The 24529-nt window shown below is 67.9% G+C and carries 22 protein-coding genes; 11 read left to right on the top strand and 11 right to left on the bottom strand.

The genetic code is table 11. From position 1 onward, the window contains the following. The first annotated feature begins 57 nt into the window (after window positions 1-57). The 10 genes from OM513_RS12385 to OM513_RS12335 all read left to right on the top strand — a co-directional run bounded on the left by OM513_RS12385 (window position 58) and on the right by OM513_RS12335 (window position 11262). Window positions 58-444, top strand: coding sequence for an endonuclease domain-containing protein (locus OM513_RS12385; protein ID WP_264944656.1), 387 nt, complete (start codon window positions 58-60; stop codon window positions 442-444). Next, complete coding sequence (gene dnaG / locus OM513_RS20825) at window positions 441-3248, top strand: DNA primase (RefSeq protein ID WP_380916322.1); 2808 nt, start codon at window positions 441-443, stop codon at window positions 3246-3248. The genes OM513_RS12385 and dnaG overlap by 4 nt, the downstream gene beginning before the upstream one ends. Before the next feature lie 44 nt (window positions 3249-3292). Beyond that, window positions 3293-5329 (top strand): RNA polymerase sigma factor RpoD, encoded by a 2037-nt coding sequence (rpoD, locus tag OM513_RS12370; protein WP_264944654.1) that lies wholly within the window; start codon window positions 3293-3295, stop codon window positions 5327-5329. 19 nt (window positions 5330-5348) lie between these two features. Further along, complete coding sequence (locus tag OM513_RS12365) at window positions 5349-5834, top strand: hypothetical protein (protein WP_264944653.1); 486 nt, start codon at window positions 5349-5351, stop codon at window positions 5832-5834. Window positions 5835-6103: 269 nt separating this feature from the next. Next, a complete protein-coding gene (locus OM513_RS12360; protein WP_264944652.1) occupies window positions 6104-6718 on the top strand; it encodes a DUF6975 family protein in 615 nt (204 codons plus the stop codon). Window positions 6719-6800: 82 nt separating this feature from the next. Continuing rightward, window positions 6801-7643 carry an AAA family ATPase gene (locus OM513_RS12355; RefSeq protein WP_264944650.1) on the top strand — a complete coding sequence of 281 codons (843 nt, stop codon included), beginning with the start codon at window positions 6801-6803 and terminating at the stop codon, window positions 7641-7643. Between the two features lie 7 nt (window positions 7644-7650). After that, the gene (locus tag OM513_RS12350; protein WP_452653520.1) at window positions 7651-8079 is read left to right on the top strand and encodes a GFA family protein; all 429 of its coding nucleotides are present in this window, start codon (window positions 7651-7653) and stop codon (window positions 8077-8079) included. Between the two features lie 7 nt (window positions 8080-8086). Further along, a complete protein-coding gene (locus OM513_RS12345) occupies window positions 8087-8683 on the top strand; it encodes a cytochrome b family protein (protein ID WP_264944648.1) in 597 nt (198 codons plus the stop codon). After that, window positions 8680-10080, top strand: a complete 1401-nt coding sequence (locus tag OM513_RS12340; protein ID WP_264944647.1) for a glycosyltransferase family 39 protein — start codon at window positions 8680-8682, stop codon at window positions 10078-10080. Before OM513_RS12345 ends, OM513_RS12340 begins: the two co-directional genes overlap by 4 nt. A gap of 3 nt (window positions 10081-10083) precedes the next feature. After that, the gene (locus tag OM513_RS12335) at window positions 10084-11262 is read left to right on the top strand and encodes a vWA domain-containing protein (protein WP_264944645.1); all 1179 of its coding nucleotides are present in this window, start codon (window positions 10084-10086) and stop codon (window positions 11260-11262) included. Window positions 11263-11292: 30 nt separating this feature from the next. Here OM513_RS12335 and OM513_RS12330 read toward each other — a convergent pair whose 3' ends face one another. Next, on the bottom strand, window positions 11293-11586 hold the full coding sequence (locus OM513_RS12330; RefSeq protein WP_264944643.1) for an Hpt domain-containing protein: 294 nt from the start codon (window positions 11584-11586) through the stop codon (window positions 11293-11295). A gap of 82 nt (window positions 11587-11668) precedes the next feature. Between OM513_RS12330 and OM513_RS12325 the strand changes: the two genes are divergently transcribed. After that, on the top strand, window positions 11669-14017 hold the full coding sequence (locus tag OM513_RS12325; protein ID WP_264944642.1) for a coiled-coil domain-containing protein: 2349 nt from the start codon (window positions 11669-11671) through the stop codon (window positions 14015-14017). Between the two features lie 28 nt (window positions 14018-14045). On the opposite strand, the gene OM513_RS12320 is transcribed toward OM513_RS12325, so the two are convergent. From OM513_RS12320 to OM513_RS12275, 10 genes are all read right to left on the bottom strand, one after another. Beyond that, window positions 14046-14873 carry a hypothetical protein gene (locus OM513_RS12320; protein WP_264944641.1) on the bottom strand — a complete coding sequence of 276 codons (828 nt, stop codon included), beginning with the start codon at window positions 14871-14873 and terminating at the stop codon, window positions 14046-14048. A 106-nt stretch (window positions 14874-14979) separates the two neighbouring features. Next, window positions 14980-15240 (bottom strand): DUF1467 family protein, encoded by a 261-nt coding sequence (locus tag OM513_RS12315; protein WP_264944639.1) that lies wholly within the window; start codon window positions 15238-15240, stop codon window positions 14980-14982. Window positions 15241-15245: 5 nt separating this feature from the next. Beyond that, a complete protein-coding gene (locus OM513_RS12310) occupies window positions 15246-16883 on the bottom strand; it encodes a ribonuclease J (protein WP_264944638.1) in 1638 nt (545 codons plus the stop codon). Window positions 16884-16923: 40 nt separating this feature from the next. Beyond that, window positions 16924-17703, bottom strand: coding sequence for a type III pantothenate kinase (locus tag OM513_RS12305; protein ID WP_264944637.1), 780 nt, complete (start codon window positions 17701-17703; stop codon window positions 16924-16926). 11 nt (window positions 17704-17714) lie between these two features. After that, a complete protein-coding gene (locus OM513_RS12300; protein WP_264944768.1) occupies window positions 17715-18413 on the bottom strand; it encodes a biotin--[acetyl-CoA-carboxylase] ligase in 699 nt (232 codons plus the stop codon). A 5-nt stretch (window positions 18414-18418) separates the two neighbouring features. Beyond that, window positions 18419-19861 carry an NADH-quinone oxidoreductase subunit NuoN gene (nuoN, locus tag OM513_RS12295; protein ID WP_264944635.1) on the bottom strand — a complete coding sequence of 481 codons (1443 nt, stop codon included), beginning with the start codon at window positions 19859-19861 and terminating at the stop codon, window positions 18419-18421. Beyond that, entirely contained in the window at window positions 19861-21441 is a 1581-nt protein-coding gene (locus tag OM513_RS12290) for an NADH-quinone oxidoreductase subunit M (protein WP_264944767.1), read from the bottom strand. The genes nuoN and OM513_RS12290 overlap by 1 nt, the downstream gene beginning before the upstream one ends. Next, window positions 21441-23519, bottom strand: a complete 2079-nt coding sequence (nuoL, locus tag OM513_RS12285) for an NADH-quinone oxidoreductase subunit L (RefSeq protein ID WP_264944634.1) — start codon at window positions 23517-23519, stop codon at window positions 21441-21443. Before nuoL ends, OM513_RS12290 begins: the two co-directional genes overlap by 1 nt. Beyond that, window positions 23516-23821: an NADH-quinone oxidoreductase subunit NuoK gene (nuoK, locus tag OM513_RS12280; RefSeq protein WP_264944632.1), complete on the bottom strand. Its 306-nt coding sequence runs from the start codon at window positions 23819-23821 to the stop codon at window positions 23516-23518. Before nuoK ends, nuoL begins: the two co-directional genes overlap by 4 nt. After that, window positions 23818-24429 (bottom strand): NADH-quinone oxidoreductase subunit J, encoded by a 612-nt coding sequence (locus OM513_RS12275; RefSeq protein WP_264944630.1) that lies wholly within the window; start codon window positions 24427-24429, stop codon window positions 23818-23820. The genes nuoK and OM513_RS12275 overlap by 4 nt, the downstream gene beginning before the upstream one ends. Window positions 24430-24529: the final 100 nt, after the last annotated feature.

The raw sequence follows: 24529 nt of genomic DNA, 5'->3' as shown, positions 1-24529 counted from the left end.
GCCTAAATGACTCCCCTCCCGCTTGCGGGAGGGGTTGGGGGAGGGAATGATTGCGCGATGGAACCGCGGAGTCGTGCCCGGCAAGTCAGAAGCAACCCGACCGACGCCGAAGTCGCCCTTTGGCGAGCGCTGAGCGCCCGGAAGGTCGCGGATGCGCGGTTCAACCGGCAGGTGGTCGTCGGGCCGTTCATCTGCGATTTCGTGGCGCGCTCGCGTAAATTGATCGTAGAGGTCGACGGCGGACAGCACGGCATCGCGGCAGACGCCGGTCGCACGCGATATCTGGAGGATAATGGCTTTCGCGTGATTCGCTTCTGGAACCATGAGGTGCTGGCCAATCTGGAGGGTGTAGTGGCCGAAAGCCAGCGCGTGCTCGCTGAACACCCCTCCCCCAACCCCTCCCGCAAGCGGGAGGGGAGCGCAGAGTTGCGCGCCGGGCAATGACGCTCACCCCCGCCTTCCTCGACGAGCTGCGCGCGCGGACGCATCTGTCCGGCTTGATCGGCAAATCGGTGAAGCTCCAGCGCGCGGGGCGGGAGTGGCGCGCGTGCTGCCCCTTCCATAACGAGAAGAGCCCCAGCTTCTACGTCAACGACGACAAGGGCTTCTATCATTGCCTTGCATCCGAGACGGTGGTTCTCACACGGAAAGGGCGCGCACAAATCGGCGACTTGTCCGGCTCCACCGCGGAAATACTCGGTCCCAGCGGCCGGTGGATCGCGGCCCCCTTCTCCGCCTATGGAACGCAGCGGCTATGGGCGATCGAACTCAGCCGGAACGGGGTCCGGAAATCGATTCTCGCCACATCGCGGCATCGATGGTTCACCCGGGGGCGCAGGACGGAAGTACTCACGTCGGACCTCAGGCCCGGCGCCAGGCTGGAAGCCGTAACGCCGGATCGGCGCAGCGCTTGGGAAATCGATCCCGATGGCGTCCGCCATGGCCTGGTCTTCGGCGACGGCACCATGTACCATGGCAAGTACGGGACCATTAATCTTCATGGACCCGCCAACATGGCGCTCGCGAGCTGGTTCCCGGATCAGCGCCATGCGCTCAAGGAACGCGCTCCGGGCAAGCCATATCTGCAAATCTATGGCGGGCGGGCGTTCGATGGCATGAAGCGCTTGCCCGATCCCCGATCGAGCGAGGCCTATCTCCTCGGCTTCCTGGCCGGATATCTCGCAGCCGACGGTCATGTTGCAAAGGACGGCACTGTGATGCTTCACAGCGCGAATCCGGCGCATCTTCAAGCCGTTCGGGACATTTCGAGCACGCTCGGCATCGTTACCTATGGCCGAACGACTCAATCGCGCCGCGGAATCGACGACGCCATTTCCGAGATTTACCGGATCCACTTCGCGGCATCCAGCCTCGTGCCCGAGATGTTTCTGATGACGGTCGCACGCGAGCGTTTCGAGTCCCATTCAAAGGCTTTCGATCGGCTGCGCTGGACCGTTCGCGGAGTCACGCCCACCGATCGGATCGAGCAAGTCTATTGCGCGCAAGTGCCGGAGGACCACGCCTTCGCGCTTGATGACGATATCCTGACCGGAAATTGCTTCGGCTGCGGGGCGCATGGCGATGCGATCCGGTGGATGACGGAGCAGCGCGGGCTGCCGTTCATCGATGCGGTGAAGGAGCTGGCGCAGGCGGCCGGGCTCGACATGCCCGAGCAGGACCGCCACGCCGCCGAACGCGCCGAGCGGGCCAAGGGGCTGCACGAGGCGATGGCCGACGCCGCCCAGTGGTTCACCGAGCGGCTCTACGGCATCGAGGGCGGCGAAGCGCGGGCGCTGCTCCATCGGCGCGGCATCCGGGAGGAGACGGCACGCACCTTCGGCATGGGCTTCGCGCCCGATTCGCGCGGTAAGCTGAAGGACGCGCTCAAGACCTATGGCGATGCCATGCTGGTCGAGGCCGGGCTGCTGATCAGCGTCGAGGGCAAGGAGCCCTATGACCGGTTTCGCGGGCGGCTGATGATCCCGATCCGCGATCAGCGCGGGCGGGTGATCGCGTTCGGCGGGCGCGTGATCGGAGACGGCGAGCCCAAATATCTGAACTCGCCGGACACCCCGCTCTTCGATAAGGGGCGCACGCTCTACAACCTCGATCGTGCGCAGGCGGCGGCGCGCAAGAGCGGGCGGGTGATCGCGGTCGAAGGCTATATGGACGTGATCGCGCTGGCCCAGGCGGGGTTCGGCGAGGCGGTGGCGCCGCTGGGCACCGCGCTGACCGAGCATCAGCTCGCGCGGCTGTGGCGCATGGCGGAGGTGCCGCTGCTGTGCTTCGATGGCGACGCCGCGGGGCAGAAGGCCGCGATCCGCGCCGCCCATCGCGCGCTGCCGCTGCTGGAGCCTGGCCGCAGCCTGGCGTTCGTCACCATCCCCGACGGCATGGACCCCGACGACCTGATCCGCGCGAAGGGCGCAGGGGCGTTCGAAGCGCTGCTGGCGAAGCCGGAACCGCTGGTCAACCGCATCTGGTCGCACGAGCTGGCCGCCGAGCCGCTGGAAACGCCGGAGGCGCGAGCAGGGCTGCGCAAGCGGCTGTCGGCGCTGGCGCAGACGATCGCGGATCCATCCGTGCGGCAGGAATATCTCGCCGAGTTCCGCCGCCGCTTCGACGATCATTTCGCGCCGGCCCCGCGCGAATTCCGCCCGCGCGAACGCGGCCGACCCGGCGGAGGGCCGCGCGGCGGCTGGCGCGAGCCCCCCCGCCCCGTGGGCGCGGTGGCCAGGGGCGTGGGCACCGCAGGGATCGATCCCGTGCTGGCCAAGGCGGTGCTGGCCGGGCTGATCCGCCATCCGGCCGAGATCGCACGGCACATGGAGGTGCTGGGCAGCCTACGCTCGGTCTCCGGCGCGCTGGGCAGGCTGTTCGACGCGGTGATCGACGTGGCGGTGGAACAGCGCCAGCTTGATAGCGCGGACATCCTCACCATATTGGGCAGGTCCGGCTTCGGCGGGATCGCGGACGAGCTGTTGCGGGCCGATGGGCTCAACTATTCGTTCAACCGGGCCGAACCGGCCGACGCGGATCGCGCGCGCGAGGATTTGAACGAAGCGATCACGGTGATGGTCGAAAGACCGGCCGTGGATGCGGCGCTGGCGGAGGCAACCGCAAGCGTTGCCGAGCATTTCACCGACGAGGCTTTTGCCCGTCAGGTGGCGTTGCTGCAGAGGCGTCAGGAGCTGGAAGTCCGGCTTGCGAATCTGACGCTTGCAGAAGAAGAGAATTTTGACGAATAGGGGCGGTGTAAAATAGCCGCCATCCTGTGTTTCGAGGGCAATAGATGGCGAAGACCAACGGCGGCGCTGGTGGCGACGATACGATCGAGGCGGGCGATGCCCCGCTGATCGATCTCAACGAAGGTTCGATCAAGAAGCTGATCGCCCGCGCGAAGAAGCGCGGATACATCACCGTGGATCAGCTCAACGAGATGCTGCCCCAGGACCAGTTCACGTCCGAGCAGATCGAGGACGTGATGTCCGCGCTCAGCGACATGGGCGTCAACGTCGTCGAGAACGAGGATGCCGGCGAGGACGGCGAGGCCGAGGAAGACCCGGTCGACGAGGTCGATTCCGGCGACGGCGGCGACGATTCCTCCCCCGCCTTCGAGATCAAGAAGAAGGAAACGGTCGACCGCACCGACGATCCGGTGCGCATGTACCTGCGCGAGATGGGCGCGGTTGAGCTGCTCAGCCGCGAGGGCGAGATCGCCATCGCCAAGCGCATCGAAGCCGGCCGCGACACGATGATCCTGGGCCTGTGCGAAAGCCCGATCACCTTCAACGCCATCATCGGCTGGTCGAACGCGCTCAACGAGGGCACGATGCAGCTTCGCGAGATCCTGGATCTCGACGCGATGCTCTCCAAGGACCCCGCGCCCGAAAGCCTGACCGACGAGGAAGGCGAAGGCGACGGCGAGATCAGCGAGAAGACCGCCGGCCCCTCCTACAAGGAGGAAGAGGACATCGAGGAGGAATCGTCCGAGGACGAGGACGAGGAATCGATGACCGAACGCCGCGCCCGCCGCCCGGTGGAAGAGGACGACGAAGACAATACGCTGAGCCTCGCCCAGATGGAGGAGCAGCTCAAGCCGCAGAGCCTGGAGAAGTTCGCCAACATCACCGCGATCTACAAGAAGTTCGCGAAGGTGCAGCAGCAGCGGCTGGACGCGATGGCGGCCGGCGGCGAGCTGCCCGGTGCCGACGAGCGCAAATACCAGAAGCTGCGCGAGGAGCTGACCGCCGAGGTGGAATCGGTGCAGTTCCACCAGGCGAAGATCGAATATCTGGTCGACCAGCTCTACAGCTATAACCGGCGCCTGACCGCGCTGGGCGGCCAGATGCTGCGCCTTGCCGAGCGCCACAAGGTCAGCCGCAAGGACTTCCTCGACCGCTATGTCGACCATGAGCTGGACGAGAACTGGCTGGTTACCGTCGAGAAGCTGGACCGCAAATGGGCCGCCTTCGCCACCACCGAGGCGCCGGCGGTGGACCGCATCCGCACCGAGATCGCCGAGATCGCCCAGCAGACCGGCATGAGCCTCAACGAGTTCCGCCGCATCGTGAACATGGTGCAGAAGGGCGAGCGCGAGGCCCGCATCGCCAAGAAGGAAATGGTGGAGGCCAACCTGCGCCTCGTGATTTCCATCGCCAAGAAGTACACGAACCGCGGCCTGCAGTTCCTGGACCTGATCCAGGAGGGCAACATCGGCCTGATGAAGGCGGTGGACAAGTTCGAGTATCGCCGCGGCTACAAGTTCAGCACCTATGCCACCTGGTGGATCCGCCAGGCGATCACGCGATCCATCGCGGACCAGGCGCGCACGATCCGCATCCCGGTCCACATGATCGAGACGATCAACAAGCTGGTGCGCACCAGCCGCCAGTTCCTGCACGAGCAGGGCCGCGAGCCCACGCCCGAGGAAATGGCCGAGCGCCTCTCCATGCCGCTGGAGAAGGTGCGCAAGGTGATGAAGATCGCCAAGGAGCCGATCTCCCTCGAAACGCCGATCGGCGACGAGGAGGATTCGCACCTGGGCGATTTCATCGAGGACAAGAACGCCGTCATCCCGGTGGACGCCGCGATCCAGGCGAACCTGAAGGAAACGGTCACCCGCGTCCTGGCCAGCCTCACCCCGCGCGAGGAGCGCGTGCTGCGCATGCGCTTCGGCATCGGCATGAACACCGATCACACGCTGGAAGAGGTCGGCCAGCAGTTCAGCGTGACGCGCGAGCGCATCCGCCAGATCGAGGCGAAGGCGCTGCGCAAGCTCAAGCACCCCTCGCGTTCGCGCAAGATGCGGAGCTTCCTCGATCAATAGGCTGGCGATCCGCGCGGCGATGGCGGCGGGGCTGGTCTGCGCCGCCCTGCCCGCCGCCGCGCAATCGCGCGAACCCACGCCGGAGAAGGTGGAGGGGCTGACCTATCTGGCGCGGATCAACATCGCCGAAGCGGTGCTGGACGACGGGACCAAGGTGCCGCCAGAGACGCCCGAGGAATTCGCCCGCCCCCTGATGCCGCGCGCGCTGGAGGTGAAGATCATCCGCCGCGGCGATCTTTCGGCGCAGATGGAGGCATGCCAGCTCGATTGGCGCGAGGGATCGTTCCTGCCCTTCATGCGCGCGCTGCGGGCCAACGGCTATGCGGGCAAGGCGATGGCCTATGCCGGCATCCTGCACGGGATGAGCCAGGGCGTCGCCGCGCTCAGCCTGGGCGAGCCCGGCCCCTGCCCCGCGGAAAAGGCCGCGGCGCTGAAGGCCGAGGCGGGCCAGCTTCCCGCCGACCGGCCGGAGCCCGGCCCGGCCACGGCGCGGGCGGGGTCCTGATCCCCGCCCCGGCGACGGGCACGCCCGCGATGGGCCTGGCCGCGCCGGGCAGATGGCGAACACCCGGCGCCGGCCGGGAAATCCCAGGCCGGTACAGCGGTTTCGTGCTGGTAAACCCCAAATAAACCACGTCTTTACGCGCTTCGGTATATCCCGTGATGGCATTGATCGCTGACCGCTTCCGGGCGGGTGGGCAGTCAGCTTTTTCCAGGGGACTTATGCCGTTCGACTCCATTCAGATCGCGCGATTGAGCGGTGCCTGGGGAGCGATGGGCGCGCTGGCCGCGTCCGACGGCGTCGCCGCGCATCCGCACCTTCTCCGCCTGACCGGCCCCGGCGCGCCGGCGCGCGACCTGGCCGATGCCGCCCATTATTTGTGCCTGCTGCATGCACGGCATCCCGGCGTGATCGATCACGCGCTGGAACATGCCCGCCAGCCCGCCGAGCGCGAGTGGCTGGAGGCAGCGGCCGAAGCCTTCGCCGAGGAGCGCGCCCTTCTGGTGCGGATCGTGGCCGCGGCCGGCCCGCTGCCCAGCACGCCCGGCCAGGCCGAATCGGAAGCCGCCGCCGCCGCCCAGCGCCACGCGCTGGACATGCTGGCGCAATCGGATCGCACCGGCACCCCGTCGGGCGCCGCGCTGGCGCTGGCGGTCGACTGGGCCGCGGTGCGCACCGTGCTGGACAGCGCGGCCGCGCGGCTGGGCATCGATGCGCCGCCGCTGGCGCTGCCGCTGGCGGAAGAGACGATGACCATCGTCGATACGCTGGTCCGCGAGGCGGCGGTGGAACGCGCGCTGCTGTTCGGCGCGCAGCAGATGTTCGCCCAGCACCGCGCGCTGTTCGACCTGCTGGAGGCCCGCGCCGGAGCCCGCGAGCGCCACTGAACGCCGCCCGAAAGGCCAGCCATCGGGCCGCCTGCCCAGCGAAAGGGTTGCAAGCGGCCACGGGTTCTCTATCCCGTTGGCCATGCGTTTCGAAGGCACCCAAAGCTATGTCGCGACCGATGACCTGAAGGTCGCGGTCAATGCCGCCGTCACCCTGCGGCGCCCCCTGCTCGTCAAGGGCGAGCCCGGCACGGGAAAGACCGTGCTGGCCTATGAGATCGCCAAGGCGGTGGGCGCCCCGCTGATCGAATGGAACATCAAATCCACCACCAAGGCGCACCAGGGCCTGTACGAATATGACGCGGTGGCGCGGCTGCGCGACGGCCAGCTCGGCGATCCGCGCGTGCATGAGATCGGCAACTACATCAAGCGCGGCAAGCTGTGGGACGCCTTCACCAGCCCGCAGCTCCCCGTGCTGCTGATCGACGAGATCGACAAGGCCGACATCGAGTTTCCCAACGACCTTCTCCACGAACTCGATCGCATGGAATTCCATGTGTACGAGACCGGCGAGACGGTTCGCGCCGCCGAGCGCCCGATCGTCGTCATCACCAGCAACAACGAGAAGGAGCTGCCCGACGCCTTCCTGCGCCGCTGCTTCTTCCACTATATCAAGTTCCCGGACCGCGAGACGATGCAGGCGATCGTCGACGTCCATTTCCCCGGCATCCAGAAGATCCTGGTGGGTAAGGCGATGGATATCTTCTATTCGGTGCGCGAGGTGCCGGGGCTGAAGAAGAAGCCGTCCACCAGCGAGCTGCTCGACTGGCTGAAACTGCTGCTGCACGAGGATATGCCGCTGGACGTGCTCCAGGCCAAGGACCCCACAAAGGCGATCCCCCCGCTGCACGGCGCGCTGCTGAAGAACGAGCAGGACATCATGCTGTTCGAACGCCTCGCCTTCATGGCGCGGCGCAACGGCTGAGGCGGGCGTGGGAGCGCCCTATTCCGGCCGCTGCGCCTGTGGTGCCGTGACCGCCGAGATCCGCGGCGAACCGGCGGCGGTGCGCCAATGCTGGTGCGCGCAATGCCGCAAGATCGCGGCAGGATCGCCCACCACCAACGCGATGTTCGCGACCGCCGATGTGATCATTTCGGGCGAGCTGGCCGACACAGCCTATGTGGCGGCGAGCGGCAACACGCTGACACAGAGCTTCTGCCCGCGCTGCGGTACGCCGGTGATGGGCCGTTCCTCGGCCCGGCCGCAGTTCCGCACGCTGCGCCTCGGCTTCCTGGACGAGCCGCACGGGCTGGCCCCGCGCATGGCGATCTGGACCGCCGAGGCGCCGGACTGGGCGGTGATCGATCCGGCGCTGGAACAGCATCCGGGCCAGCCCCCCGCCCCGCCGCCCGCGAGCTGAGCGCCCGATGGCGGGCGGCCGCAAGCCCTGGCTGATCGCCGTCGCCGCCACAGGAGCGCTGGCGATCTGTGCGGGCGCGGCGGCCATGCCCGGCAGCTTCGACGAGCGGATCGCGGCGGCCACGCGGCTCACCGCGCGCTGGTCCGTCCTGTGGTTCCTCGCCGCCTTTGCCGCACGGCCGCTGCACCAGATGTACGGCGGGGTCTTCACCGCGCTGTTGCGTCAGCGGCGTTATGCCGGGCTGGGCTTTGCCGCAGCCCACACAATCCATGGCGCCTGCTTCACCTGGCAGTTGCTGGCGACCGACACCACCCGGCCGCTGATCACCTTCATCGTAGGCGGGGCGGGATATGCGGCGATGTTCGCAATGGCCGTCACCTCCAGCGACGCGGCAATGCGGGCGCTAGGCCGAAACTGGAAACGGCTCCACACCACGGGCATATGGCTGATCTGGTTCATCTTCGCCTACAGCTACTCGGGCCGCATCGGCCGGGCCGACAGCATGGCGCTGGGCGTGACGATGACCGTGCTGTTGGTTGCCGCCGCGCTGATCCGGATGCCCCCGGTTCGCCGCCTGCTGAGCCCCCGGGGGGCGGGCATTTGAGCCCGCGCGCGCGCCTGTGGGGCGCGATCGGGGGGCTGGCGCTGCTGGGCCTGGCGCTGCGGCTGGCGGCGGCGCAGGGCGCGCTGTGGCTGGACGAGGCGTGGTCGGCGGCGATGGCGATCGACGCGGGGACGCCGATGGGCGTGCTGCTGGGCATCAATCACGACAACAACCACCATCTGAACAGCCTGTGGCTCCAGATCGCCGGGCCGGGGGCCAGCCCGATGCTCCAGCGCGCGCTTTCGATCGCGTGCGGCACGGCGGCGATCCCGCTGGCCGCGGTGATCGCGCTGCGGCACAGCCGGGCGGCGGCGGTGCTGGCGGCGCTGCTGTTCGCCATATCGCCGCTGCTGGTGACCTATGGCGCGGAGGCGCGGGGCTATGCGCCGATGCTGCTCGCGCTGCTGGCGGCGGTGCTGATCGTGGCGCGATGGCTGGACGATAGCGCGAGGCCGGTGCCGTGGATCGCGCTGGGGCTGATCGTGCTGCTGGGCATGCTGGCGCAGCTCACCATGGTGTTCGGCCTGGCGGCGATGGCGATGTGGGTGCTGTGGTGCCTGTGCCGCGACGGCGTGAACGCCGCCGCGCTGAAGACCGCCGCACGGGTGCTGGTGCCGCTGGCGCTGCCCGCCGTGGCGGTGGTGGCGATGGTGTTCGGCGCGGCGCATGCGCGGGGCGGCGGATTGCAGATGGGCAATCTTGAGCCCTTTTCCTTCGGAAGCTGGTTCGATGGCGTGGGGGCGATGCTGCTCGCGGCGCTGGGCGGTCCGCTGGCGCTGATCGCCGGGCTGCTTCTGCTCGCGCCCGCCGACACGCCGGAGGCGCGGCCGGGGCCGCGGCGCGACCTGCGCTTCCTGTTGCTGGCGCTGGCGATCCCGCTGGGCGTGGCGGCGATCCGGGCGGCGAACAGCGGCGCCCCGCGCTATCATCTGATCGCGGGCGCCGCCGCGTTGATGCTGATCGCGATCCGCACCGGGCCGCGGCTGATGCCCGGCCACCCCTTTCGCTGGCCGGCGCGGGTGCTGATGCTGCTGGTGACCGTTGCCTCGCTGATCACCGACCTGCGCATGGTGCGCAACCTGCGCGCCGATCCGGGCAAGGCGCTGGAGGCGATCGCCGCGGCCGCCTCCGGGGGTGCGCAGGCGGCGGTGGAGCATCCGCGATCGGCCCCGGTGCTGCGCATGGCGGCGGCGGCGCGGCGCTATCCGCTGGAGCTGGTGGAGGCCCCCTGCCCGCCCGCCCGCTTCCTGTTCCTGGATCGCGACGGCGATCAGCCCTTCCCGGACAGCCCGGCACGCTGCGGCGCGCGCTATCATGTGGTGGCAGAGGGGCACCCCACCGGCCTTTCCGGCACGCACTGGAAGCTGTACGAGCGGGACGCCGCTGGAGCACGATAGGCCATGTTCTTTTCCTTCATCGACGAGCTGCGCGCCGCCGGCATCCAGGCGAGCATGAAGGAGCATCTGGTGCTGCTGGAGGCGCTGGACCGCGACGTGATCGCGCGCACGCCCGAGGCCTTCTACTATCTCGCCCGCGCCACCTTCGTGAAGGACGAGGGGCTGCTGGACCGGTTCGACCAGGTGTTCGCCAAGGTCTTTCGCGGCATCTCCTCCAGCTATGGCGTGGCGCCCGCCGAAGTGCCCGAGGACTGGCTGAAGGCGATCGCGGAGAAGTTCCTGACGCCCGAGGAGATGGAGAAGATCCAGTCGCTCGGATCGTGGGACGAGATCATGGAGACGCTGAAGCAGCGGCTGGAGGAACAGCAGGGCCGCCACCAGGGCGGCAGCAAGTGGATCGGCACCGGCGGCACCAGCCCCTTCGGCAATTCCGGATATAATCCCGAGGGCGTGCGCATCGGCGGCGAGAGCAAGCACAAGCGCGCGATCAAGGTGTGGGAAGGCCGCGAATACCGCAACCTGGATTCCACCAAGGAGCTGGGGACGCGCAACATCAAGGTCGCGCTGCGCCGCCTGCGCCGCTTCGCCCGCGAAGGTGCCGCCGAGGAGCTGGACCTGGACGCGACGATCGAGGGCACCGCGCGCCAGGGCTGGCTGGACATCCACATGCGGCCCGAACGGCACAATGCGGTAAAGCTGCTGCTGTTCCTGGACGTCGGCGGATCGATGGACCCGCACATCAAGCTGTGCGAGGAGCTGTTCTCCGCGGCGACCAGCGAGTTCAAGAACCTGGAGTTCTTCTATTTCCACAACTGCCTGTACGAAGGCGTGTGGAAGGACAACCGCCGCCGCTTTACCGAGCGCACGCCCACCTGGGACGTGCTCCACAAATACGGCCATGATTACAAGGTGATCTTCGTCGGCGACGCGGCGATGAGCGCCTATGAGATCAGCCACCCCGGCGGATCGGTGGAGCATTTCAACGAAGAGCCGGGCGCGGTGTGGATGCAGCGCGTGACCAACACCTATCCCGCCGCGGTGTGGCTGAACCCGGTGGCCGAGGCGCATTGGGGCTATTCGCAATCCACCCGCCTGATCCGCGAGCTGATGCAGGACCGCATGTACCCGCTGTCGCTGCAAGGCCTGGACGACGCGATGCGCGAGCTGAGCCGCAAGCGATAGCGGCGGGGCCGCCCGCGCTGGAGCCGCCGGTTACAGCCGGTCGATCGCCCGGTGGAGGCGGCGCAGCACGGCGGCGTCATGGGCCTGGCCGGTGGCGGCCTCGTTGGCCAACGCCATCAGGCGCACCGCGCCGAAACTGGCGGCAAGCCCCTTCAGGCGCAGCGCGGCGCTGGTCCAGGCATCGGGCGTCCCGGCAGACTTCATATTCTCCAGACCGCGCTTAACGCCGTCGAGGAACGCCTCGCGAAGCTCCGCGATCAGCGCGGGCTCGTCGCCCACCGCCGCCGCCAACGTCGCATCGATTGCACCCGGATCATACGCCATGTGCCGCAGCCTAGCGGAGAAGCACTTAATCTTTCGTTTCTTACGGAGTTGGTCCGCAGCCGAAATATGATAAACGGGTTCCATGACCGCGAGAACGAAGAAGGAATCCGTGCTCGCCACGCCGATCGAGGACGGCGAGGAGCTGGTGCTGACCGAGGCGGAGGCCGCGGAGCCGGAACCCGCGCCCGCCGCGGCCGCCCCCTTCGTTCCGGAACCCGTTCCAGCGCCCGTCCCCGTATTGCACGACGGGGCGGAGGATCTTCCCGCCCGTCCCCGCTTCGGCTGGGTGGCGCCGCTGGTCGCATCGCTGCTGGTGATCGCCTGGGGCGGCGTGGTCGGATATTTCCTGCCATCGGTGCAGCGCGAGGGGCTGAGCCCGCTGGGGCTGATCGAGTTCGTCGCCGCGGTTTGCGTGCCGCCCGCGCTGATCGGCATCCTCTATCTGATGATGCTGCGTACCAGCTCGGCCGAGGCGCGGCGCTTCGGCGCCACCGCGCGGGCGATGCGTGCCGAGGCCGCCAGCCTGGAGGCGACCGTCGGAGCGCTGGCCGCGCGGATCGAGGAGAACCGCCGCCTGCTCGCCGAACAGGCGGGCGCGCTTGCCTCCATGGGCGAAAGCGCGAGCGAGCGGATGAACACGCTGGCGCAGGCGATGAGCCATCAGGTGCGATCGGTTGACGCCAGCACCCAGGCGCTGCGCGAGGCGGTGATCGACGCCGAGCGGAGGGTGGAGGTGGTGCTTACCTCGCTGCCCCGCGCGGGCGAGGAGCTGCACCAGATCGCCGCGCGCGCCGACGAGGCGGGGCTGGCCGCGGGCCAGCGCGCCGCCGCGCTCGACGTCCAGCTCACCGCGCTGGCCGAACGCGGGCGCGAAGCGGACGCCGTCGCGGGCGGCGCGGCCGAACGACTGGCCGCCCATATCGCCCGGATGGAGGCGACGAGCGAGACCGCCAGCGCCCGGCTGGAAAAGGTCACCGCAGAGATGTCCACGGCGGTGGACGAGGTGCTGGATCGCGCCGCCGCCGGGGTGGACGAGGCGCGCAAAGGCATCGCCGCCCAGGGCGAGGCGATGCTGGCGATGCTCAACGCCAACCAGGCCGCGCTCGATCGCACCGGCAAGGATCATATCGAGGCGCTGGGCACCAGCATCGGCGCGATCGAGGAAGCGGTGACGCGCGTGTCCGGCCAGCTCGGCGAGCAGAAGGACCGTAGCGAGGCGCTGTTCCAGTCGATCACCGATGCGCTGAAGACCGCCGATCGCGAGTTCGCGGTGATGCACGCCGCCGGGATGGACCGCGCGCAGGGCCTCGCCGCCTCGATCAGCGCGCTGACCGAGAGCTTCGACGCGATGGGCGCTTCGATGCGCGCGGGCGAGGAAACCGCGCGCGGCGTGATCGGCACCTCCGACAGCCTGTTGACCGCGCTGGACGCCGTTGCCCGCGAAATGGACGAGAGCATGCCCGAGGCGCTCGACCGGCTCGACGCGCGCATCGCCGCCAGCCGCAAGGTGGTGGCGGATTCCAAGCCCGAGCTGCTCGCACTCGTCACCGCGGCGGAGAGCACGCACGACGCGATCGAGGCGATCGCCGACGTGGTCCGCCAGCAGCGCGATACGCTGGCCAAGACGCAGCAGTCGCTGCTCGACACGCTGGCCGACGGCCGCGAGAAGGCCGACGCGCTGGAGACGATCGTGGACGACGCGATCTCCACCACGCGCCGCTTTGCCGAGGAGGCTGCGCCGCAGCTCGTCGATGCGCTGCTGCGCGTGCGCGAGACCTCCGCCCAGGCCGCGGCGCATGCGCGCGAGACGCTCGCCTCCATCGTGCCCCAGGCCGCCGCCGCGCTGGAGGATGCGGGCCATGACGCGCTGAGCCGGGCCGTTGACGCCACGGTGCGCCGCCAGCTCGCCGAGCTGGCCGAGACGACCGAGGCTGCGGTGACCGCCGCCACGCGCGCGTCCGAGCGGCTGACGCAACAGATGCTCGCGCTGGCCGAGACCACGGCCGCGGTGGACCGTCAGATCGACACCGCACGCGCCGAGCATGAGAAGAACGACAGCGACAATTTCGCCCGCCGCGTCTCGCTGTTGATCGAAGCGCTCAATTCGGCCTCGATCGACATCACCAAGGTGTTCTCGGCCGAGGTGACCGACAGCGCATGGTCGGCCTATCTGAAGGGCGATCGGGGGGTCTTCACCCGCCGCGCCGTGCGGCTGCTCGACGCCGGAGAGGCGCGCGATATCCACCGGCTGTACGGCGAGGACGAGGGCTTCCGCGACAACGTCAACCGCTACATCCACGATTTCGAGGCGATGCTGCGCCAGATCCTGGCGTTGCGCGACGGATCGCCGCTGGGCGTGACGCTGCTCTCGTCGGACATGGGCAAGCTCTATGTCGCGCTGGCGCAGGGGATCGAACGGCTGCGGGCTTAGCCCCGCGGCCGCGCTCCCCCGCCCCGGCTCAGCAGCAGACGCGCTCGGCGTAGAAGGCCGCCTGGACGATGCCGCGTCCCTCACCGCCCATGTTCAGCGCGATATCGACAGGCACGGGCGGATAGATCCGCTCCATGCAGCAATCGAGCGTGATCGACCCCATCGCCTCGCCGAACTCGCCCTTGCCCTGGACGGATTCCGCGCCCTCATCGGCCTCATAGGCCTGGCACATGATCGTCTTGGTCACCACCGATCCGCGCGGGATGCACACGCGCTGGATCACGCGATCCAGCACCACCCACGGCCCCGGCCCGCCCGGTATCCCGTCGGCGCGCAGATCGATCGTCGAACCCAGCCCGGGGATCAGCACGCCGATATTATCGACCGTGAAATACATCTGCATCTCGAGCGCGTTCACCAGCAGCGGGATATCGCCGATATCGCCGGGCTCGGTGACCATCTGGGGCTTGAGCGCGCGCACCTGCCAGACCTTGATGTCGAAGCAGCAGCAATCGCTGGACACGCACCCGCATGAGCCGCAGCCCTTGCCCGGCGCGGCGGGCGTGCCGGGGGCCGTGCGCGGCTCCGCAGCGGTCACCGGCGCCGGAGTCATCAGCATGGCGTGCGAAGCGGCGCGCACGTCCGCCCGGACATCCTCGATCGCGCCGCGCACCAGTTCGTTCCGGGCCGCCTGCGCGCGCATGTCCTGAACCGCGGCCATCAGCGTGCGCGCAAGTTCGCGAACCTCCGCCAGCTCACCCCGAAGTGATTCCGCGCCGCTTCCTGTCGAAACCGCTTCGGACTCGCCAACTCCTGACGTGGCCGCATTCTCAACAATCTTGGGCTCTTTTGCCATGATCACGCTCCTTCATCCGTTGCGCGACCATGAATATTTTCAACTATACTGCCTAAATTGTTCCGCAATTGCAACGATTGCTGGCACAAGATGATCTGGGATCGCCTCAGTTCACCCAATCGAGCATGTCGGTCGTCACCCAGCCGTAGATATAGTTGAGGATGAAGATGGCGAAGGCGATCGTCGCGACGATCGTCGTCCGCCGCGCCATGCGCCAGAAGTCGAACTCGGCGGGCGCGCTTTCGGCCTGGCCGGGGACGAGTTCCTTCCCCGCCTCGCGCGCGGTGCGGACGCCGAAGGGCAGCACGAAAAAGACCGAGAAGACCCAGAACAGGATGTAGATCGCCAGGGCGGATTGCCAGCGCATGGGTTTCAGGCCTCCACGATGAGTACGTCGACGATGGGCTTCTTGCCCGTCCAGCGCGTGGCGGTGCGGCGCACGGCCAGGCGCACGGCCTCGCGCAGCGCATCGCCGCCGCGATCGTCCGCCGCCACCGCGGCCGCGGCGGCATCGCATGCTTCGTCCAGGAAGGGCTCGCGATCCTCCTCCACCGGCACGCCCTGGGTGCGGATCTGCGGCGATCCGATCATCCGCCCGGCGCCGTCCACGGCAACCGCGACCGAGATCTGGCCGTAGAGCGACAGCCGCCGCCGCTCGGAGATCGTCGCGCCGTCCGCCGGCAGGATCACGTCACCGTCCAGCACCAGCCGCCCGGCATGGGCATGGCCGATCGTCTCCGGCTTGCCGGGGGCGAGGCGGACGATATCGCCGTTCACCTGGTTCACGGCCATCGGGATGCCGCTGGCAAGGCCCAGCCGCGCCTGTTCGTGAATGTGGCGCACCTCGCCATGCACGGGGAGCAGGATGCGCGGGCGGATCCAGCCATACATCTCCACCAGCTCGGGCCGCCCCGGATGGCCGGAGACATGGACGAAGGCCTGGCGATCGGTGACGATCGTGCAGTCCATCGTCGCCAGCGCATTCATGATCCGGCCGATCGCCACCTCGTTCCCCGGAATCTGGCGCGAAGAGAAGACGACGAGATCGCCCGCACCGAGCTTTATCGGGTGGTTGCCCTCCGCGATGCGCGAAAGCGCGGCGCGGGGCTCGCCCTGCCCGCCGGTGGCGACGATCAGCACCTGTGACGGCGGCAGGCGCATCGCGGTCTCGAAGTCGATCGTCTCCGGAAAGTCGCGCAGATAGCCGCTCGCCTTGGCCACGCGGGTGATCCGTTCCAGGCTGCGTCCGGCCAGGCACAGGCGGCGTCCGGTGTCCTCCGCAACCTCGCCCAGCGTCTGCAGCCGCGCGGCGTTGGACGCGAAGGTGGTGACCAGCACCCGGCCCTTCGCCTCGCCGATCACCTTGTCGAGCCCGTCGCGCACCGCGCCTTCCGATCCCGACGCCTCGGGGTTGAAGGCGTTGGTGGAATCGCAGACCAGCGCCAGCACGCCGCCGTCGCCGATCGCGGTCAGTTCCTCGGACGTGGAGGGGCTGCCCAGCCCCGGCTCCTCGTCGATCTTCCAGTCGCCGGTGTGGAAGATGTTGCCGTGCGGCGTTTCGATCAGCAGCGCATTGCCCTCCGGAATCGAATGGGCGAGCGGGACGTAGCGGATCGTGAAATCGCCGATCGCGAACGGCTCCTCGTCGCGAACGACGTGGAGCTTCACCTTGTCGGCGATGCCCTCCTCTTCCAGCTTCTCGTGGATCAGCCCGGCGGTGAAGGGCGTGGCATAGAGCGGCACGCCCAGATCGGCGGCGAAATAGGGCAGCGCGCCGATATGATCCTCATGCCCGTGCGTCAGCACGATGCCGAGAAGATCGTCCAGCCGCTCCTCGATGAACTGCAGGTCGGGCAGGATAATGTCGACGCCGGGATATTCGGCCCCGCCGAAGGTGACGCCGCAATCGACCATCAGCCATTTGCCGCGGCAGCCATAGAGATTGACGTTCATGCCGATCTCGCCCGATCCGCCGAGCGCGAGGAAGAGCAGTTCGTTGCCGGGGGTCACTGAATCCTGTCCATTATATCCTCTTTCCCACGCGCGGCGATCAGACCGCCTGCGCCTGCTCCCACAGCATCGCCAGGCCCTGGATGGTCAGGTCCGGCTCGATCGCGTCGAACGCCATGGTCTGCTTCTCGAACAACACCGCCAGCCCGCCGGTGGCGATCACCTTCACCGGGCGGCCGACCTGCGCCTTCAGCCGCGCGGTCAGCCCCTCGATCATCGCCACATAGCCCCAGTAGATGCCGATATGCATCTGATCCACGGTATTGCGGCCGATCACGTTCATGTCGGCCGGCGCCTCGATCGCGATGCGCGGCAGCTTGGCGGCGGCGGTCACGAGCGCGTCGAGCGACAGGTTGATGCCCGGGGCGATGATTCCGCCCTTATAGGCGCCGTTGAAATCCACCACGTCGAAGGTGGTGGCCGTGCCGAAATCGATGATCAGCAGGTCGCCCGGATGGCGCGCGTGGCCGGCGATGCAATTGAGCGCGCGATCGGCGCCGAGATTGTCCGGCTCCTCCACGTCGAGCTGGAAGCCCCACGCAGCCTTGCCGCGGCCCGCGACCAGCGCCTGGGTGCCGAAATATTTGCTGCTCAGCACCTCCAGATTGTGGAGCGCGCGCGGCACGACGGTGCCGATGATCACGGCGCTGACCGCCGACCGGTCGAGCCCCTCCAGGTTCAGGAGCTGGCTGAGCCACACCGCATATTCGTCGGCGGTGCGGCGCGGATCGGTGGCGATGCGCCAGCGCGCGCGGACCTCCCCGCCTTCCAGCAGCGCAAAGACGACATTGGTGTTGCCGGCATCGATCGCGAGCAGCATCGGATTGTCCTTCAGAGCAGGAACACGTCGGCCGCGTGAATGACACGGCTGGTGCCGTCGGCCAAGCGCAGGATCAGCGCACCATCGCGATCGAGGCCCGCGAACAGCCCGTCGAGCACGGTTCCGTCGGCTTGCCGCGCGGTGAGCGCGGTGCCGGGCGGGTGCGCGCGGGCCAGCCAGCGCTCGCGCACCGGCCCCAGCCCCTCGCCCCGCCAGCGCGCGATCCAGCGAGCCATGGCATCCGCCAGCGTCTCGGCAAAGGCCTGGGGATCGGGTGCGGCGCCGTGTGCGGCCAGGCTGGTGGCGGTGCGGTCCAGATCCTCCGGATGATGCGCCAGGTTAACGCCGAAACCGATCACCACCGCGTCACCCGCGCGTTCGAGCAGGATGCCGGAGAGCTTGGCGCCGCCGATCAGCAGGTCATTGGGCCATTTGAGCTGCACCAGCCCCGGCAGGAAGGCCGCAACCGCCTCCTCCAGCGCCACCGCGGCGGCCAGCGCCAGCGTGGCCGCGGGCGGATCGGCGGGGCGCAGGCGGACGATCGTGCTGGCGTAGAGGTTGCCGGGCGGCGATTGCCACGCCCTGCCCTGCCGCCCCTTGCCCGCCGTCTGGCGATCGGCGCGCAGCCACAGCCCCTCTTCCGCGCCCGATGCGGCGAGCGCGATCAGATCGGCGTTGGTCGAGCCGGTTTCGGGAAGCGTGCGGATCAGCGCGGTCAGAACAGCGAATGCGCCGCGGCCGTGGTCCAGCCCGACAGCCACGGAAGCAGCAGCATGCCGAACGAGATCACCACCGCGCTCGCGAAGATCAGCGAGCCCTCGACCAGCCCGGCCCTGCCCTCGAACGCCGGCGCAGGCTCATCGAAGTACATCGTCTTCACGACGCGCAGATAATAATAGGCACCGATCACCGATGCCGCGATGCCCACCGCCGCCAGCAGGTACAGCTTGGCCCCGACGGCCGCGTCGAACACCGCGAACTTGGCGAAGAAGCCCAGGAACGGCGGAACCCCGGCCAGGCTGAACATGAACACCGCCAGCGCCAGCGCCAGGCCGGGCCGCGTGCGCGACATGCCCGCCAGGCTGTCGATCGTCTCCACCTGCTGCCCGTCCGCGCCGCGCATCTGGAGCACGATCAGGAAGCTGCCCAGCGTCATGACGATATAGACCGCCATGTAGAACAGCACCGATGCCACGCCCGCCTCGCTGCCCGCCACCAGGCCGATCAGCGCGAAGCCGACGTTGGCGATCGAGGAATAGGCGAGCAGCCGCTTGATATTGCTCTGGCCGATCGCGGCGACCGAACCGAGGATGATCGAAGCGAGCGCCGCGAACACCACGATCTGGCGCCACTGCTCCACCGCCGGGCCCATCGCCTCCATCGCCACGCGCACCGCCATCGCCATCGCCGCCACCTTGGGGGCGCTGGCGAAAAAGGCGGTCACCGGGGTCGGCGCGCCCTCGTAGACGTCGGGCGTCCACATATGGAAGGGAACCGCGCTGATCTTGAAGGCCAGGCCCGCGAAGACGAAGACCAGGCCGAACAGCAGGCCGGTCGAGCTTCCCTGCGCATAGGCATCGGCGATGCCCGCGTAGAGCGTCGTGCCGCTGAAGCCATAGACCAGCGAGATGCCGTAGAGCAGGATGCCGCTCGCCAGCGCGCCGAGCACGAAATACTTAAGGCCCGCCTCGGCCGAACGCGCGTCGCGGCGCATGAAGCTGGCCAGCACATAGGCGGCCAAACTCTGCAGCTCCAGGCCGACATAGAGTGTGATCAGGTCGCCCGCGGAGACCATCAGGCCCATGCCGGCGGCGGAGAAGAGGATCAGCACCGGATATTCCGGCCGCAGATCGTCGCCCGAGGTGCGCTGGAAGAATCCCGGCGCGATCAGGATCGAAACGCCTGCCGCCACATAGACCAGCGCCTTGGCGAAGGCCGCGAACATATCCGCGCGATACAGGCCGTCGAACGCCTCGCCGCCCGAAGAGGCCGGGCCGCCCAGCGCGATGCCCGCGCCGATCAGCACCGCCACCGCGGCAAGGCTCACCGCCCGCGTCGATGCCTGGCCGCCCCAGGCGGCGACCAGCATGAGCAGGATGCCGCCCGCGCCGAGTACCAGCTCGGGAAGCGACATCAGGAGCTGCGCATTATAGTCCATCAGTGCGCCTCCCCATGGCTTTCGGCAGGCGCGGCATGGCCGCTGCCATGCTCCTCACCGCCATGCGCGGCCTTGGCCGCTTCCGGATTGCCCGGCGTCGGCTGCGAATCGCCGGCCGGCTTGGCACGCTCGATCCGCTCGATCAGGCGGGTGACGTCGGGCCGCATCGGCTTCAGGAAGCTCTCGGGATAGACGCCCATCCACAGCACCACCGCGGCGATGGCGCCGAGCGAGACCAGCTCGCGCCCATCCAGGTCGGGCATCGCCTTCACGTCTTCCTTGGTCAGATCGCCGAACACGACGCGGCGATAGAGATAGAGCATATAGGCCGCGCCCAGGATGATGCCGGTCGTCGCGATCAGCGCGAACCAGGTCGAGACCTGATAGATGCCGGCCAGCGCCAGGAATTCGCCGATGAAGTTGCTGGTGCCCGGCAGGCCGACCGAGGCCATGGTGAACAGCATGAACAGCACGGCATATTTCGGCATGTTGATCGCCAGTCCGCCGTACCGATCGATCTCGCGCGTGTGCAGGCGATCGTAGATCACGCCGACGCACAGGAACAGCGCGCCCGATACCAGGCCATGGCCCAGCATCACCATCATCGCGCCCTCGATGCCCTGCGCGTTGAACGCGAACAGGCCGAAGGTGACGATCGCCATGTGCGCGACCGAGGAATAGGCGATCAGCTTCTTCATGTCGCTCTGCACCAGCGCGACGAGGCTGGTGTAGACCACCGCCACGGCGGAGAGCGCGAAGACCAGCCACATCCACTCGGCCGAAGCTTCCGGGAACATCGGCAGCGAGAAGCGCAGGAAGCCGTATCCGCCCAGCTTCAGCAGCACGCCCGCCAGGATCACCGAACCCGCGGTCGGCGCCTGCACGTGCGCGTCGGGAAGCCAGGTGTGGACCGGCCACATCGGCATCTTCACCGCGAAGCTAGCGAAGAACGCCAGCCACAGCCACGTCTGAACCCCGGCCGGGAAGTCATAAGCCATCAGCGTGGGGATGTCGGTCGTGCCCGCGGTCGCGCTCATATAGAGCATCGCGATCAGCATCAGCACCGATCCGAGCAGCGTGTAGAGGAAGAATTTGTAGCTGGCGTAGATCCGGTTCACCCCGCCCCAGATGCCGATGATCAGGTACATCGGGATCAGGCCGGCTTCGAAGAAGATGTAGAACAGGAACAGGTCCTGCGCGGCGAAGGTGCCGATCATCAGGATCTCGGTGACCAGGAACGCGGCCATATATTCCGGCACGCGCTTCTCAATCGCCTTCCAGCTCGCCAGGATGCAGATCGGCATCAGGAACACGCTGAGCAGGATCAGCATCAGCGCGAAGCCGTCGATCCCCATCGCCCAGGCGAAGCGGCCGAACAGCGGCTGATATTCCACGAACTGCCACTGCGCCGCATGCGGCCCCATGTCGAAGCTGGCCCAGAGCATGCCGCCCAGCACCAGATCGACCAGCGTCGCGAGCAGCGCGATCCATCGCGCGCCCGCTGCCCCGGCGAAGATGCACGCGACCGCCGCGGCGGCCGGCACCGCGAGCATGATCGAAAGGATCGGGAGACCGTCGATCATAGCAGGATCGCCCAGGTAAGCGCTGCGGTGAGGCCGATCAGCATGATGAATGCATAGACGTAGACATATCCGGACTGGAGGCGGACCGCGAGCGCGCTGCCGAACTTGACCGCCGCCGCCGAGCCGTTCGGCCCGAAGCGGTCGATCGTGCCCTCGTCACCGCCCTTCCACAGCAGCCTTCCGATCCAGAAGGCCGGGCGGACGAACAGCACGTTGTACAGCTCGTCGAAGTACCATTTGTTGAGCAGGAACCGGTAGAGCACCGAGAAGCTGCTCGCGAAGGCCGCCGGGAACGCGGGGTAGCGGATGTAGGCGAGCCAGGCGATCGCCAGGCCGCTGACCATCGCCGCGCTGGCCGAAAGCTTCACCCAGGTCGGCACCTCATGCATCGCGTGCATCAGGTGCGCGTCGAACGCGATGATGCCCTGCCAGAAATGCGCGCCTTCCTCGGCCTCGATGAAATAGCCGTGGAAGAGATAGCCGGCCGCGATCGCGCCGATGGTCAGCAGCAGCAGCGGCACCAGCATCGGCCAGGGGCTCTCGTGCGGATGATATCCGCCGGTGCCGTCGGCCTCCTCGCCATGATGGGCGTCATGGCCGTGCGCGCCGTGGCCGTCATGCGCATGATCGTCATGCCCGTGCGCATCATGGCCGTGCGCGTCGTGGATGGCGTGCTGGATATGCTCGGACTGGGTCCAGCGCGGCTTGCCGTAGAAGGTCAGGAACACCAGCCGCCACGAATAGAAGCTGGTGAGCAGCGCCACGCCCACGCCGACCCAGAAGGCGCTGGGATAGCCCGCAGCCCAGGCGGCCTCGATGATCGCGTCCTTCGAATGGAAGCCCGCGAAGCCGATCGCCGGGATGCCGTGGATCAGCCCCGGGATGCCTACCCCGGTGATCGCCAGCGTGCCCGCGAACATGGTCCAGAAGGTGACCGGGATGTGCTTACGCAGGCCGCCGTAATAGCGCATGTCCTGCTCATGGTGCATCGCGTGGATCACGCTGCCCGCGCCCAGGAACAGCAGCGCCTTGAAGAAGGCGTGCGTGAACAGGTGGAACATCGCCGCGCCATAGGCGCCGACGCCCGCCGCGAAGAACATGTAGCCGAGCTGCGAGCAGGTCGAATAGGCGATCACGCGCTTGATGTCGGTCTGGGTCGTGCCCACCGTCGCGGCGAACAGGCAGGTCGCGGCGCCGACGAAGGTGATCACGTTCATCGCCACCTGGCTCGTCTCGAACATCGGCGACAGGCGGCAGACCATGAAGACGCCCGCGGTCACCATCGTCGCGGCGTGGATCAGCGCGGAAACCGGCGTCGGGCCTTCCATCGCGTCCGGCAGCCAGGTGTGCAGGCCGAGCTGCGCGGACTTGCCCATCGCGCCGACGAACAGCAGCAGGCACAGCACCGTCATCGTATCCAGGCGCATGCCCAGGAAGCCGATCGTGCTGCCCGCCATGCCCGGCGCGGCATCCAGGATCGCGGGGATCGAGACCGTGCCGAACACCAGGAACGTGCCGAAGATGCCCAGCATGAAGCCCAGATCGCCGACGCGGTTGACCACGAACGCCTTGATCGCGGCGGCATTGGCGCTTGGCTTGCGGAACCAGAAGCCGATCAGCAGGTACGATGCCAGGCCCACGCCTTCCCAGCCGAAGAACATCTGGACCAGGTTGTCCGCCGTCACCAGCATCAGCATCGCGAAGGTGAACAGCGAGAGATAGGCGAAGAAGCGCGGCTGATCCGGGTCCTCGCTCATATAGCTCCAGCTATAGAGGTGGACGAGCGCCGAGACGCTGGTGACCACCACCAGCATCACCGCGGTCAGGCTGTCGACCCTGAGCGCCCATTCGACGTGCATGTCGCCGCTGGTGATCCAGGTGAACACAGGCACCACCTGCTCGTGCGCAGCGCCGCTGAGATAGGCGATGAAGATCGGCCAGCTCAGCCCGCAGGCGACGAACAGCGCGCCCGTGGTGACGAGCTTGGGGAGCGTGCTGCCGAACATCTTGTTCGAAAGCCCGGCGATCGCTGCCGCGGCGAGCGGCAGGAATACGATGAAATGAAGCGCGCTCATCCCTTCATCCGATTGACGTCGTCGACCGCGATGGTGCCGCGGCCGCGGAAATAGATGACCAGGATGGCGAGCCCGATCGCGGCCTCGCCGGCGGCGACCGTCAGCACGAACATCGCGAACACCTGGCCCACTAGGTCACCCAGCGCCTGGGAAAAGGCGACGAGGTTGAGGTTCACGGAGAGCAGGATCAGCTCGATCGCCATCAGGATGACGATCAGGTTCTTCCGGTTCATGAAGATGCCCAGCACCCCCAGCGTGAACAGGATCGCCGAAACGACCAGATAATGGGTGATCCCGATCACAGCTCCACCCCCTGCCCAACGGTTGGATTGGTCTTGCGCACGGCGTCCTTCGCGCGGCGGCGGACCTGGCGGCCGACCTTCTGGCGATGCACGTCGCCGCGCTGGCGGTGCGTCAGCACGATCGCGCCGATCATCGCGACCAGCAGCACCAGCCCCGCCGCCTCGAACGCCAGCAGGTAGCGCGAGTAGAGCAGCTTGCCGATCGCCTCGATATTCGGCGTCTCCGCGTCGACCGGGGCCAGGCGGCGGCCGAGCGAAAGGCCGCCCGCCTGCCACGCGCCCACCGCGATCACGATCTCCGCCGCCAGCGCGACCGCCAGCGCCGCGCCGACCGCGGCATAGCGCACCACGCCCGCGCGTAGCTCCGCGAAGTCGATGTCGAGCATCATCACGACGAACAGGAACAGCACCGCGACCGCGCCGACATAGACGATCACCAGCAGCATCGCGATGAACTCCGCGCCCGCCAGCAGCATCAGGCCGGCGGCGTTGAAGAACGCCATGATCAGCCACAGCACGGCATGCACCGGATTGCGCGACAGGATGGTGAGCGCCGCGCTGGCGATCACCACGGCCGCGAAGAGATAGAAGGCGAGAACCTGGATCACTGGACGGACATTCCAGATTTTCCGTTCGCCCCGAGCTTGTCGAAGGGCCGTCCAGCGGCGGATCGCCGGCAGGACGGACGGGCTTCGACAGGCTCAGCCC

This window comes from Sphingomonas canadensis, from assembly GCF_026013525.1.
Taxonomy (GTDB): Bacteria; Pseudomonadota; Alphaproteobacteria; order Sphingomonadales; family Sphingomonadaceae; genus Sphingomonas; species Sphingomonas canadensis.
The sequence above is the reverse complement of the archived record's forward strand: the minus strand, read 5'-3'. Positions and strand labels throughout refer to the sequence as shown.